The 12,586-nt window shown below is 70.7% G+C and carries 14 protein-coding genes; 9 read left to right on the top strand and 5 right to left on the bottom strand.

Annotated features, from left to right (window positions below; all coding sequences use genetic code 11):
- Positions 1-130: 130 nt before the first annotated feature.
- From HLK59_RS43110 to HLK59_RS43090, 5 genes are all read right to left on the bottom strand, one after another.
- Positions 131-1,654, bottom strand: a complete 1,524-nt coding sequence (locus HLK59_RS43110) for a recombinase family protein (protein WP_346779947.1) — start codon at positions 1,652-1,654, stop codon at positions 131-133.
- A gap of 225 nt (positions 1,655-1,879) precedes the next feature.
- Positions 1,880-2,383 carry a Cys-tRNA(Pro) deacylase gene (gene ybaK, locus HLK59_RS43105; RefSeq protein ID WP_171147127.1) on the bottom strand — a complete coding sequence of 168 codons (504 nt, stop codon included), beginning with the start codon at positions 2,381-2,383 and terminating at the stop codon, positions 1,880-1,882.
- Positions 2,384-2,396: 13 nt separating this feature from the next.
- Positions 2,397-3,137 carry an LON peptidase substrate-binding domain-containing protein gene (locus HLK59_RS43100; RefSeq protein WP_171147126.1) on the bottom strand — a complete coding sequence of 247 codons (741 nt, stop codon included), beginning with the start codon at positions 3,135-3,137 and terminating at the stop codon, positions 2,397-2,399.
- 11 nt (positions 3,138-3,148) lie between these two features.
- Positions 3,149-4,174 (bottom strand): hypothetical protein, encoded by a 1,026-nt coding sequence (locus HLK59_RS43095; RefSeq protein WP_171147125.1) that lies wholly within the window; start codon positions 4,172-4,174, stop codon positions 3,149-3,151.
- 134 nt (positions 4,175-4,308) lie between these two features.
- On the bottom strand, positions 4,309-5,868 hold the full coding sequence (locus tag HLK59_RS43090) for an oxidoreductase (RefSeq protein WP_171147124.1): 1,560 nt from the start codon (positions 5,866-5,868) through the stop codon (positions 4,309-4,311).
- 173 nt (positions 5,869-6,041) lie between these two features.
- Between HLK59_RS43090 and hisD the strand changes: the two genes are divergently transcribed.
- The 9 genes from hisD (at position 6,042) to HLK59_RS43045 (ending at position 12,478) form a co-directional block, all read left to right on the top strand.
- Positions 6,042-7,361 (top strand): histidinol dehydrogenase, encoded by a 1,320-nt coding sequence (gene hisD / locus HLK59_RS43085; protein WP_171147123.1) that lies wholly within the window; start codon positions 6,042-6,044, stop codon positions 7,359-7,361.
- Positions 7,358-8,467: a histidinol-phosphate transaminase gene (locus tag HLK59_RS43080; RefSeq protein WP_171147122.1), complete on the top strand. Its 1,110-nt coding sequence runs from the start codon at positions 7,358-7,360 to the stop codon at positions 8,465-8,467. The genes hisD and HLK59_RS43080 overlap by 4 nt, the downstream gene beginning before the upstream one ends.
- Positions 8,464-9,057, top strand: coding sequence for an imidazoleglycerol-phosphate dehydratase HisB (gene hisB, locus HLK59_RS43075; protein ID WP_123988567.1), 594 nt, complete (start codon positions 8,464-8,466; stop codon positions 9,055-9,057). The genes HLK59_RS43080 and hisB overlap by 4 nt, the downstream gene beginning before the upstream one ends.
- Complete coding sequence (locus HLK59_RS43070; protein WP_046261881.1) at positions 9,054-9,218, top strand: hypothetical protein; 165 nt, start codon at positions 9,054-9,056, stop codon at positions 9,216-9,218. The genes hisB and HLK59_RS43070 overlap by 4 nt, the downstream gene beginning before the upstream one ends.
- Positions 9,209-9,859, top strand: a complete 651-nt coding sequence (hisH, locus tag HLK59_RS43065) for an imidazole glycerol phosphate synthase subunit HisH (RefSeq protein WP_046261882.1) — start codon at positions 9,209-9,211, stop codon at positions 9,857-9,859. Before HLK59_RS43070 ends, hisH begins: the two co-directional genes overlap by 10 nt.
- Positions 9,859-10,587 carry a bifunctional 1-(5-phosphoribosyl)-5-((5-phosphoribosylamino)methylideneamino)imidazole-4-carboxamide isomerase/phosphoribosylanthranilate isomerase PriA gene (priA, locus tag HLK59_RS43060; RefSeq protein ID WP_171147121.1) on the top strand — a complete coding sequence of 243 codons (729 nt, stop codon included), beginning with the start codon at positions 9,859-9,861 and terminating at the stop codon, positions 10,585-10,587. Before hisH ends, priA begins: the two co-directional genes overlap by 1 nt.
- Complete coding sequence (locus HLK59_RS43055) at positions 10,584-10,994, top strand: RidA family protein (protein ID WP_171147120.1); 411 nt, start codon at positions 10,584-10,586, stop codon at positions 10,992-10,994. The genes priA and HLK59_RS43055 overlap by 4 nt, the downstream gene beginning before the upstream one ends.
- Positions 10,991-11,746: an imidazole glycerol phosphate synthase subunit HisF gene (hisF, locus tag HLK59_RS43050; protein WP_171147119.1), complete on the top strand. Its 756-nt coding sequence runs from the start codon at positions 10,991-10,993 to the stop codon at positions 11,744-11,746. Before HLK59_RS43055 ends, hisF begins: the two co-directional genes overlap by 4 nt.
- A gap of 141 nt (positions 11,747-11,887) precedes the next feature.
- The gene (locus HLK59_RS43045) at positions 11,888-12,478 is read left to right on the top strand and encodes a helix-turn-helix domain-containing protein (RefSeq protein WP_171147118.1); all 591 of its coding nucleotides are present in this window, start codon (positions 11,888-11,890) and stop codon (positions 12,476-12,478) included.
- Positions 12,479-12,586: the final 108 nt, after the last annotated feature.

Here is a 12,586-nt window from a genome sequence, read left to right as displayed (position 1 = left end):
TGCAGTGTGTGATAAGTGAAAGGGCGGGGGATGGGCGAGGGGGGGCTGGGGCTGGGTGGGTTGTGTGCGGGCATTCGTGGGGACCGGCGGGGAGGTATCCCTATGCCGGTCCCCTGGCGTGTGTCGGGTGTCAGGCGGTCTCCTCCTGCAAGAGCGTGGCGCCGGTGATGCGGACGCGCTGCGGGGCGGAGGCGGGGTGGAGCGCTGCCCTGACGTCGTAGCCGGTGAGGATTTCCCGGCGGGCCGCGTCGTCGGGGGCGCCGTGCCACTCGTCGGCGATGGTCTGGCCGGTGGGCATCATGCGCATGGAGGGGGCCCGGTCAGGCAGTGCCCTGAGCTCGGTGATCTCGCGTCCCATGCGGGTGTACTCGGCGCGGAACCATGCCGCGTCGTCGTCGGCGTCGTACAGGCCTGTCGCTCGGTCCTCCCGCAGCCGCTTGCGGTCGTGTTCCAGCGCGGTGATACGAGCGGCGTAGCCGGTGCCCGGGTCGTACTCCCGGCGCATCACCTGACCCGTGCCGTACCGCGTGAGAAACCACGTGGTGACCTCGGAGTCCAGCAGGTGAACGCGCATGGTGGGGGCGGGCTTGCAGTCCTGGGACGCCACGATGCCCATGAACCGCCCGTTGCACACATAGGTGGTGGTATCCGCCTCCCCGCCGGTGACCTTGAGGCGGCGTCCGCACGTTCCGCAGTACGCCAGCCCCGACAGCAGCCGTGTCCCCTTCGGTGCTCTGCTGCCCCGGCGGGTGCGCTGCTGCTTCGGCGCGGTGGCCTTGATCAGCTGATCCCGGGTGGCTCGGTCCCACAGCGGCGGCGCTAGCCGTACGGGGTGCCCGTCCCTGCCGATGACCGGGCGTCCCTGGTGCATCAGGAACCCTAGAGACGCCTCGCTGGTGAGGATGTTCCGGATCGCCGGACCGGTCCACGGTGTCCCTTGCGGCTCCCGCCCGTACATGATCGCTCGGTGATCACGCGGCGACGGAATCCCCGCCCGTGTCAGCCGCGCAGCCTCCGTGTACGTGGTGATCTTCCCCGTGGTGTCAGTCAGGATGCGCTCGGCGACCTTCCGGATGAGCTCGGCTGCCACTGGGTCGACTTCCACATGATCCACCTTGCCCATGGGGACCAAGCGCACGTAGCGGTATCCATAGGGGTTCATCTGCTTGGGCTGACCTGCTTCCCGGGCCCGGCGGGTCTCGTCACGGTTGCGCTTCTGGATCGCCCGAAGCTCCATCTGTGCTCCGAAGCTCTCCATACTGAGCCTCATCTCATCTACCGGGTCGGTAAGGTCCCACGGGCCGTCATGCCCGTAGGTCACCAGGATGCGCCCCGCCTCGTGAATGGCGTACGCGGTGTTGAGAACATCGCGCTGATTGCGCCCGATCCGGTCAACGGCCGCACCCACGATCCCTGCGTACGGGCCCATCTCTCCCCGCAGCCACGGCCCAAGCCCCGGGCGAGTCATTGGATCGGTAGCGCCACTGACCTCCCAGTCATCCGCGAACGCGATCACATGCCCGCCCACCGCCGCCACTGCCGCCAACGACTGGTCAAGCTGCCGTTCCGGCGACGACGTCGCATCAGACTTCCGCGACAGTCGCCGCACCACCACCAGGCACTTACCGCAGCCATCGAACTCCGTGGTGATCACGTCTTGCATGATGCCCACTCCGCTTCCGCACGACAGTGCGTTTAACGGAAGTCCCTGGACGGGCTGAAAGACATGGGCCGGCGCAGCCCCCCCGCAGTGTGGAAATGCCCTACGCCGGGCGCCTGCCGTGGTTGGCTCGGCCCTTTTTGACGCGCCACTTTCGTTTTCGCGTTTTCTTCGACATGTCCCTCGTACTTAGCCGAGGAACCGAACCCCGTCGAGAGGTCACGCGCGGCCGATGGGGGCCAGGACGGCTTGGGTCAGTGTTGAGAGGGACTCGGGGGAGAGTTCGACCTCCAGGCCGCGGCGGCCCGCGGAGACGCAGATGGTGGGGTGGGCCGAGGCGGAGGCGTCCAGGACCGTCGGGAGCTTCTTGCGCTGGCCCAGGGGGGAGATGCCGCCCCGGACGTAGCCCGTGGTGCGTTCGGCGAGGGCGGGGTCGGCCATGGCGGCGCGTTTGCCGCCGACCGCCGTGGCCAGGGCCTTGAGGTCCAGCTGGCCGGCGACCGGGACCACCGCCACCGTCAGCGCGCCGTCGACGTCGGCCACCAGGGTCTTGAAGACGCGTTCCGGGGAGACGCCCATCGCCTCGGCCGCCTCCTCCCCGTAGGAGGGGTGGTTCGGGTCGTGGTCGTAGGCGTGGACCGTGTACTCCACACCCGCCGCCGTCAGCGCCACCGTCGCGGGCGTGCCCCCCGACTGCTGCTGCTTCTTCGACTTCTTCGCCATTGAGGGCCCCGGCTCAGTTCAGACTCGTCGGACCGCGCGTCAGTTCCGACGCGGGCAACGACGGCAGGTTACGGATGATGGACGTCTCCGAGCGAAGGAGTTTCAGCTCGTCGCGCAGCCGGGACGAGAAGTCGGGGGCCTGGAGCAGCCGCTGCTTGGTCGGGGTGTCCAGCATCATGGCCGCGGCCACCAGGTAGGACACCACCGAGGGTTCGTCCGGCAGCTCAGAGCCCGTCGTGAGCGAGCGCTCGCGGGCGCCCGCCAGGCGCTTCTGGTACTGGCGGAAGGCCCTCAGGACGCCCTCCGCCAGCGCGCCCGCCCCCTCGCCGGGCTCCTCCGGGAGCTCTTCCAGCTCCGCCGTCAGGAACGGGCCCGAGGCGTCCACCGACAGCAGACGCACCCGCTTGGTGCCCGTCGCCAGCACCTCGAACGTGCCGTCCTCCCGCTCCCGGATCGTCGCCGCGTCGGCCACGCACCCGGTGCCGTGGAACGCCTTGAGCGGGTCCGCGCCGAAGCCCGCCGCGGGCCCGCGATCGGGCAGGGCGGTCGGGTCGGGCATACCGGGGGAGCTCGCGGCGACCTCCAGGCCGTCGCGGATCGCCACGACGGCGAAGAGGCGCGATTCGTCCTCGGGGGTCTTGAGCAGTTCGCGCATCATGGCGCGATAACGCTCCTCGAAGACGTTCAGCGGCAGCACCAACCCCGGGAACAGAACCGAGTTCAGGGGGAAGAGCGGAAGACGGACGGTGGTCACGGCGCAGAAGCCTAATGGTCGCCGGAGTGTGCACGTCCGGCGTGCCCACTCCGTGGATGTCCGGAGGCCGCGCGCAGGCGGACCTCCTCACGCAGTTCAAGGAACCGGCCCAGCGGATCGTCGGAGAGCCGGTCCCAGGGGAAGGACGTGGCGTACGGGCCGATGAGCCTCACCTGTTCGAGCGCGTCCGTCCAGCGGTCGAGGCGGGACAGGACGTAGGCCAGCTTGTTCCGCATCTGCGCCGGCCAGGGGTCGGCCGCCGGGAAACGGGCCGACAGCGCGATGGCCCGGTCCGCCGCCGCGTCCAGCCGCTCGTGCGCCACGTCGGGGCCGCAGCTGTCGGTCAGATAGGCGAAGGCGGCGCGTGTCGGCAGTGCCTGGACGAGGGAGTCCGCCGGGGCGTCCTGCGCGGCCGTCTCCGCGAAGTCGAAGCACTCGCGGTGCGAGCCGTGCCAGCTGTCGGTGAGGTAGCGCAGGGCGGCGGCATGGCAGCCGTAGTGGTGCGGGGCGCGGCGGATCGCCGCCTCCCACAGCTCCTCGAAGTACTTGTGCCCGGCGTTGGAGCCGTGCGCGTGGTCCAGCGCGATCCGCCACGGCACCGGGTCGCGGTCGTCACCGCGCGCGGCGGCCGTGATCAGCGGGCTCACCTCGCGCAGCAGCTCCGCCCGGGCCGGCGACTGCCAGGCGCGGGCCACCGCGAGCTGGGCGCCGACCAGCAGCATGTCCGGGTCGTGCGGGGCGGCCCCGCGCCAGTCCTCGAACCACTCGGCACGCGACTGCGCGAAGGACGCCAGGCCTACGGCGTAGCGGTCGCGGCTCTCCCACGCGGCGGCCGCGCGGGTCGCGGCCAGCAGCTGGGACGCGGTCTGCCAGGTGCCCTGCCCGGCGGCCACGAGGGCGGGGCCCAGGCGGTCGTCCGGCGCGTCGAGGAGCACCTCGTCGTCGGCCGGGAGTGCGACGGCGGGATGCTGGGTGGGGGTCCTGGCCGTCCGCGAGGAGCGGACGAACGGAGGCAGCAGAGCCATGGTGTCGACCATTGAAAAGCCGCTGGTCGAGGATGCGCCAGAGGTTTCGAGCAAAGTGCGGAAAGTTGTACGGCGGGAAGTCAAGAGTCGGTAAAGCGTTTACTGTTCAACAACTGTCGGGTCGCTGTACCCGTCGCGGGACCCGCCTAGCTGCGCCGCAGCAGCCTGGTCGCCCCCGCCGCCACCGTCGTCGCCAGGATCCAGCCCAGCAGGATCATCACCGCGGCCAGCCACTGCCAGCCGCCCCTGAGCTGCCAGAACCCGACCTGGCCCAGGTCGATGACCGGCAGGAGCAGGTCGAGGGCGAACAGGGCCGGGTTCCAGTACGGCGCCTCACCGCTCTTGATCGGCGGATGGTTCGCGTGCGCGAAGGCCACCGAGGCCGCCGCCCACAGCACCGCCATCCACACCAGGGCGCGCCCCGGCCGGTACCCGTAGGCGACCGTCCAGTCCTGCGCGTACCCCCACAGCTTGGCGGCCGGCGGCAGCGTCTCGCGGCGCCGGCGCTGCTTGGCGAGCAGTACCTCGCGCGCGTCCTCGTCCTCGCCGCCGGACCGCAGCACGGTCGCCAGTCGCTCGTACGGCTCCGGGTTGTACTCGGCGGTCGCCGCGGTCACCCACTCCAGCCGCTCGGCCAGCGGGAACGGACCCCTCGGCACCAGGTTCTCGTAGCTGAAGCCGCCCATGTGCAGCCGACCCGGCCCCGGCCAGCTGTCCGTGCGGTCCATCAGGTTCACCACCCGCGCCCCCGACAGCACGACCCTGCCGCGCGCGGGCCGCTCCCCGAGGAAGCGCAGCTCGGGCGTCTGGATGCGGCGCAGCGACACCTCCTGGTCGTCGGTCAGGGTGAACCGCGCCCGCTCGAAGTCGAGGGCGTCCCCGAACCGCCCGTCGTCCAGACGCAGTCCGCCCTCGCACGTGAACCGCTGGATACGCGTCCCGCGCGCCGGGGTTGCCCCGCTCAGCAGCGGGCTGCCGATGCCCGCCGGGGTCAGGTACATCGAGCGCTCGACGGTCAGCTGCGGGGCGTTCAGCGCGAGCCGTGTGTACGGGTTGGCCAGCTTCGCGCCGCGCAGGCTCAGCGAGACACCGATCTTGGCGCTGCGCAGGCTCAGCTCGCCGTGCGACTCCAGTAGCTCGGCCTGGAGGTCCTGCCCGACGGTCATGCCGTCGGCGGCGATCGAGCGGCCGCTGCGGTCCCGGTAGACGATCGCCTGGTTGAGCAGCAGGTCGGTGCCGATGTGGGCGTCGGTCAGCCGTACGCCGTTGTGGAAGCGGCAGCGGGGGAGGTGCAGGTCGCCCTCCGTGTGGATGCGGGCCGCCTCCAGGCGCGGCACCGAGCAGTCCACCATCCGCATGGTCGTGAAGCGGGCCTCCGGCAGCAGGACGTCCCGCTCGAAACGGCAGCCCCGCAGCTCCACGTACGGCACCACGACGCCGCCGGCCAGCTCCAGCGTGCCGCTGATCTGCACCCCGCTGAGCTTCAGGGACGACACCCGGCCCGCGAGCGCGGGCGGTCCGTCGAGGAGCAGCCAGCACACGATGCGGGCCCGCACGGTCCGCTCGGGTCCCCACGGGTGCCCGCCGTGCGGATCGTCGACGACCGTGTCGCCGCTGCTCAGGTCGTACACACTGCCGTTGCGGAAGGCCTGCCACATCCCGGCCTCGGCGGGTGTCAGATCGTCCGGCAGGTCGGCCTCGGTCACGGCTCTTCCATCCCCCTGGGCTCCGGTCGGGCACAACCGTTGATGCCCGCTCACCGGAGCCCTGAACGTTAGACGTGAAGGGGATCTTCCAGGTCGCGTATCAGCCAATGGAATGCCCGAACGACGCCGAACCGCGGTCTGAGAGAATTGTTCTCGTGCTGCCACCTTTCCCTATGGCCCGAATCGATCTGCGCGGCGACGCCCTCCCCGAGGGACCCGCCTTGCGCGACCTGCTGCCCCGAGCCGACTTCGACGTCTCGGCCGCCCTGGAGAAGGTGCGTCCGATCTGCGAGGCCGTGCATCATCGGGGAGACGCGGCACTGATCGACTTCGCGGAGAAGTTCGACGGAGTGCGGCTGGAATCCGTACGGGTGCCGGCGGAGGCGATCACCAAGGCCCTCGAGGAACTCGACCCGGCCGTCCGCGCGGCGCTGGAGGAGTCCATCCGCCGCGCCCGTCTCGTCCACCGCGCGCAGCGCCGCAGCACCCACACGACCCAGGTCGTGCCCGGCGGCTCCGTCACCGAGAAGTGGCTGCCGGTCGACCGGGTCGGGCTGTACGCGCCCGGCGGCCGGTCCGTCTACCCGTCCTCCGTGATCATGAACGTGGTCCCGGCCCAGGAGGCCGGCGTCGAGTCGATCGCCCTCGCCTCCCCGGCGCAGGCCGACTTCGAGGGCCTCCCGCACCCGACGATCCTCGCCGCGTGCGCGCTGCTCGGCATCGACGAGGTGTACGCCGCCGGTGGCGCCACCGCCGTCGCGATGTTCGCGTACGGCACCGAGTCCTGCCCGCCCGCCGACATGGTCACCGGCCCCGGCAACATCTGGGTCGCCGCCGCCAAGCGCTACTTCACCGGCAGGATCGGCATCGACGCCGAGGCGGGCCCGACCGAGATCGCGATCCTCGCGGACGACAGCGCCGACCCGGTGCACGTCGCCTCCGACCTGATCAGCCAGGCCGAGCACGACCCGCTCGCGGCGGCCGTGCTGGTCACCGACTCGGTGGCGCTCGCGGACGCGGTCGAGAAGGAGCTGGAGCCGCAGGTCGCGGCCAGCAAGCACATCGAGGACCGGATCCGTCCCGCCCTCGCGGGCCGGCAGTCCGCGATCGTCCTGGTCGACGGCATCGACGAGGGCCTCCGGGTCGTCAACGCGTACGGCGCCGAGCACCTGGAGATCCAGACCGCCGAGGCCGTCGCGGTGGCCGAGCGGGTCCGCAACGCGGGCGCGATCTTCATCGGCCCCTGGGCGCCCGTCTCGCTCGGCGACTACGCCGCCGGGTCCAACCACGTCCTGCCCACCGGCGGCTGCGCCTGCCACTCCTCCGGGCTCTCCGTGCAGTCCTTCCTCCGGGGCATCCACATCGTCGACTACACCGAGGACGCGCTGGCGGACGTGGCGCATCACGTGGTCACGCTGGCGGAGGCGGAGGACCTGCCCGCGCACGGCGCGGCGATCAAGGCTCGGTTCGGTTGGAAGGTACCCGGTCAGTGACTTTCGGCATCGACGATCTCCCCGTACGGGACGAGCTGCGCGGCAAGTCCCCCTATGGCGCGCCCCAGTTGGACGTCCCGGTACGGCTGAACACCAACGAGAACCCCTACCCGCTGCCCGAGCCGCTGGTCGAGCGCATCGCCGAGCGGGTCCGCGCGGCAGCCCGCGATCTCAACCGCTACCCGGACCGGGACGCCGTCGAGCTGCGCACCCAGCTCGCGAAGTATCTGACGGACACCTCCGGTCACGAGGTCGGGCTCGCCAACGTATGGGCCGCCAACGGCTCCAACGAGGTCCTCCAGCAGCTGCTCCAGACCTTCGGCGGACCGGGGCGTACGGCGATCGGCTTCGAGCCCTCGTACTCGATGCACGCGCTGATCTCGCGCGGCACGGGCACGGGCTGGATCTCCGGTCCGCGCAACGAGGACTTCACCATCGACCTCGCGGCGGCGGAGCAGGCGATCGCCGAGCACAGGCCGGACGTCGTCTTCGTCACCACGCCCAACAACCCCACCGGCACGGCGGTCCCGGCCGAGACGGTCCTCGCGCTGTACGAGGCCGCGCAGGCCGCCAAGCCCTCGCTGGTCGTGGTCGACGAGGCGTACATCGAGTTCAGCCACGGCGACTCGCTGCTGCCGCTGATCGAAGGCCGGCCGAATCTCGTCGTCTCCCGGACGATGTCGAAGGCCTTCGGCGCGGCGGGCCTGCGCCTCGGCTACCTCGCCGCGCACCCGGCGGTCGTGGACGCCGTACAGCTCGTACGACTGCCCTACCACCTGTCGGCGATCACCCAGGCGACCGCCCTGGCCGCCCTGGAGCACACCGACACGCTGCTGAAGTACGTCGAGCAGCTGAAGTCGGAGCGGGACCGGCTGGTCACCGAGCTGCTGGCGATCGGGTACGAGGTCACGGCGTCGGACGCCAACTTCGTGCAGTTCGGGCGGTTCGACGACTCCCACGCCGTATGGCAGAAGATCCTCGACCGGGGTGTCCTGGTCCGGGACAACGGGGTGCCGGGCTGGCTGCGGGTCACCGCCGGAACCCCCGAAGAGAACGACGCGTTCCTCGACGCGGTCCGTGAACTGAAGAAGGAGCAGAGCGCATGAGCCGCGTAGGGCGAGTTGAACGGGTCACCAAGGAGACCTCGGTCCTCGTCGAGATCGATCTCGACGGGTCCGGCAAGGTCGAGGTGTCGACGGGTGTCGGGTTCTACGACCACATGCTCGACCAGCTCGGCCGCCACGGTCTGTTCGACCTGACCGTGAAGACCGAGGGCGATCTGCACATCGACTCGCACCACACCATCGAGGACACCGCCCTCGCCCTCGGCGCCGCCTTCAAGCAGGCGCTCGGCGACAAGGTCGGCATCTACCGCTTCGGCAACTGCACGGTCCCGCTGGACGAGTCCCTCGCCCAGGTCACCGTCGACCTGTCCGGCCGCCCCTACCTCGTGCACACCGAGCCCGAGAAGATGGCGCCGATGATCGGCGAGTACGACACCACGATGACCCGGCACATCCTGGAGTCCTTCGTCGCCCAGGCCCAGATCGCGCTGCACGTGCACGTGCCGTACGGTCGCAACGCGCACCACATCGTGGAGTGCCAGTTCAAGGCGCTGGCCCGGGCGCTCAGGTACGCGAGTGAGCGCGACCCGCGCGCGGCCGGCATCCTCCCGTCCACGAAGGGCGCGCTGTGAACGGCCTTTCGACCGTCCTGATCGTCGTCGGCCTCTTCCTGGCCGGCGGGATCTACTCCTTCGTCAAGCAGGGGATGCCGAAGCAGCTCATCGTGCTGCTCTCCATCGGCGCCGCGATGTGTCTGGTCGCGGGTGTCATGAGGCTGGAGGTGTGGAATTGAGCGCGTCCGCCAAGAAGGTAGTCGTCTTCGACTACGGCTTCGGCAATGTCCGCTCCGCCGAGCGCGCCCTCGCACGCACCGGGGCCGAGGTCGAGATAACGCGTGACTTCGACAAGGCCATGAACGCCGACGGTCTGCTGGTGCCGGGCGTCGGCGCTTTTGCCAGCTGCATGAAGGGCCTCAAGGAAGCGCGCGGCGACTGGATCATCGACCGCCGGCTCTCCGGCGGACGCCCGGTCATGGGCATCTGCGTCGGCATGCAGATCCTCTTCGCGCGCGGCATCGAGCACGGTGTGGAGACCGAGGGTGTCGACGAGTGGCCCGGCTCGGTCGAGCCGCTCCAGGCCGACATCGTGCCCCACATGGGCTGGAACACCGTGGACGCACCGGCCGGCTCCCAGCTCTTCGCCGGCCTGGACGCGGACGCCCGCTTCTACTTCGTGCACTCCTACGCCGTCCACGACTGGACCCTGGAGACCTCGAACCCGGCGATGCGGGCACCGCTCGTGACCTGGTCCACGCACGGCAAGCCCTTCGTGGCCGCCGTCGAGAACGGCGCCCTGTGGGCCACGCAGTTCCACCCCGAGAAGTCCGGCGACGCCGGTGCGCAGCTGCTGAACAACTGGATCGGAACCCTCTGATGCCTTCCAAGCTCGAACTCCTGCCCGCCGTGGACGTCCGGGACGGCCAGGCCGTCCGTCTCGTGCACGGCGAGTCCGGCACGGAGACCTCCTACGGCTCCCCGCTGGAGGCCGCCCTGGCCTGGCAGCGGGCGGGCGCCGAGTGGCTGCACCTCGTCGACCTCGACGCCGCGTTCGGCACCGGCGACAACCGGGACCTGGTCCGCCAGGTCACCGAGGCGATGGACATCAAGGTGGAGCTGTCCGGCGGCATCCGCGACGACGCCTCGCTGGCGGCGGCCCTCGCCACCGGCTGCACCCGCGTGAACCTCGGCACCGCCGCCCTGGAGAGCCCCGAGTGGGTCGCCAAGGTCATCGCCGAGCACGGCGACAAGATCGCGGTGGGTCTCGACGTACGCGGGACGACCCTGAAGGGCCGCGGCTGGACCAGCGAGGGCGGCGACCTCTACGAGGCGCTGGCGCGGCTCGACAAGGAGGGCTGCGCGCGGTACGTCGTCACGGACATCGCGAAGGACGGCACACTCCAGGGCCCGAACCTGGAGCTGCTCCGCAACGTCTGCGCGGCCACGGACCGGCCGGTCGTGGCCTCCGGTGGCGTGTCGTCGCTGGACGACCTGCGGGCCATCGCCGAGCTGGTACCCCTCGGTGTCGAGGGCTCCATCGTCGGCAAGGCCCTGTACGCGAAGGCGTTCACGCTGGAAGAGGCACTGGAGGCGGTGGCCGAGTGAGCGAACTGCGACGCGTCTCGACCGGCGCGCCCTGGGAGGAGGCCTTCGGGTACTCCCGCGCGGTGGAGCTGCCCAACGGTCTGGTGCTGGTCTCCGGCTGCACGTCGATCGTGGACGGTCAGATCGCCGCGGGCGGTCCGTACGAGCAGACGGTCAACTCCTTCAACGTCGCGTTCGCGGCGCTGGCGCAGCTGGGACTCGGCCCGCAGGACGTCGTGCGTACGCGCATGTACCTGACCCACGGCCGGGACGTGGACGAGGTCGGACGCGCTCACAAGGAGCTGTTCGACGCCGTCCGGCCCGCCGCATCCATGATCATCGTCTCCGGCTTCGTGGACCCCAGCCTGGTCGTCGAGGTCGAGGTGGAGGCGTTCCGCCCCGGCGGAGAACCCGGAGTGTCCGCATGACCCTCGCCGTACGAGTCATCCCCTGCCTGGACGTGGACAACGGCCGGGTCGTCAAGGGCGTCAACTTCCAGAACCTGCGCGACGCGGGCGACCCCGTCGAGATGGCCAAGGTGTACGACGCCGAGGGCGCCGACGAGCTGACGTTCCTGGACATCACCGCCTCGTCGGGCAACCGCGAGACCACGTACGACGTGGTGCGCCGCACCGCCGAGCAGGTCTTCATCCCGCTGACCGTCGGCGGCGGTGTGCGCACCGCCGAGGACGTGGACAAGCTGCTGCGGGCGGGCGCGGACAAGGTGGGCGTGAACACGGCCGCCATCGCGCGCCCCGAGCTGATCAAGGAGATCGCGGAGCGGTTCGGGCGCCAGGTCCTGGTGCTCTCGGTGGACGCGCGGCGCACTGCCGAGGGCACCTTCGAGGTCACCACGCACGGCGGCCGCAAGGGCACCGGTATCGACGCCGTCGAGTGGGCACACCGGGCCGCCGAGCTGGGCGCGGGCGAGATCCTGCTCAACTCGATGGACGCGGACGGCACGAAGGACGGCTACGACCTGGAGATGATCGCCGCCGTCCGTGAGCACGTGACGGTTCCGGTGATCGCCTCCGGCGGCGCGGGCAGGCTCGCCGACTTCGCTCCGGCCATCGAGGCGGGCGCGGACGCGGTGCTGGCGGCCTCGGTCTTCCACTTCGGCGACCTGCGGATCGGCGAGGTGAAGGACGCGCTGCGGGGGGCCGGACACCCCGTGCGGTGACGTGGGTGAGGCGTTGAGGTAAGCCCCGGGCACCTGGTGGCCGGGGCTTACCTGTGGGCAGATACGAACGGTGGGCAGATGTGAAAGGAAAGTTGCGCAAAATTTATTGCGCAACTTTTCTTTCGTATCTACGGTGGAGGAATGACAGGCAAGGAGCGGGACCGGCGGATCACGGACGTGGGCACCCTGAAGGCGCTCGCGCACCCGCTGCGGATGAGGCTGTACCGGAACCTGACCCTGGCCCGCGTCGCCACCGCCTCACAGCTGGCCGAGGCGGTCGACGAAGCCGTCTCGCTGGTCAGCTATCACCTGCGCAAGCTCGCCGAGCACGGCCTGATCGAAGAGGCCCGACCGCAGCGCGCGGACGGCCGGGAGCGCTGGTGGCAGCCCGCCTCGGACGGCGTGAGCATCCGCGACGAGGACTTCCGCGACGCCCCCGAGGGAGCGGCCGCGCACACGGCGGCCAGCAGGCTCTTCGCCGAGCAGCGCATGGACATGTACCGGCGCTGGCTCGACGAACGCGCCCACTGGAGCCTCGAGTGGAACCGGACGGCCGAGTCCTCCGAGGCCGCGCTCCGCCTCACCGCGGACGAACTGGCCGAGCTGAACAGGGACATGCTCGCGCTCCTGCACACCTACGACGAGCGGGGCCGGGCCGCCGACGCCGCAGGTGACACCGAGGGCCGCGAGAACGTCGCGGTGCACACGTACGCGTTCCCGTTCCGCGCCTGAGAGGACCCGTCACCGTGCCCGCCACGCTCCTGTCCCCGCCCAGCATCAGGACGGCTCGCGGCAGCGCGCTCGCCGACAGGACGAGGCCGGCCTGGGTGGGGCTTCCGG

The sequence above is a fragment of the Streptomyces sp. S3(2020) genome (assembly GCF_013044505.1).
Taxonomy (GTDB): Bacteria; Actinomycetota; Actinomycetes; order Streptomycetales; family Streptomycetaceae; genus Streptomyces.
The sequence above is the reverse complement of the archived record's forward strand: the minus strand, read 5'-3'. Positions and strand labels throughout refer to the sequence as shown.

Coding starts and splice junctions, on each gene's coding strand:
- hisD (WP_171147123.1), top strand. CDS start 6,042: ATGGCCCGAATCGATCTGCGCGGCGACGCCCTCCCCGAGGGACCCGCC.
- HLK59_RS43045 (WP_171147118.1), top strand. CDS start 11,888: ATGACAGGCAAGGAGCGGGACCGGCGGATCACGGACGTGGGCACCCTG.
- HLK59_RS43095 (WP_171147125.1), bottom strand. CDS start 4,174: ATGGTCGACACCATGGCTCTGCTGCCTCCGTTCGTCCGCTCCTCGCGG.
- priA (WP_171147121.1), top strand. CDS start 9,859: ATGCCTTCCAAGCTCGAACTCCTGCCCGCCGTGGACGTCCGGGACGGC.
- hisF (WP_171147119.1), top strand. CDS start 10,991: ATGACCCTCGCCGTACGAGTCATCCCCTGCCTGGACGTGGACAACGGC.
- ybaK (WP_171147127.1), bottom strand. CDS start 2,383: ATGGCGAAGAAGTCGAAGAAGCAGCAGCAGTCGGGGGGCACGCCCGCG.
- hisB (WP_123988567.1), top strand. CDS start 8,464: ATGAGCCGCGTAGGGCGAGTTGAACGGGTCACCAAGGAGACCTCGGTC.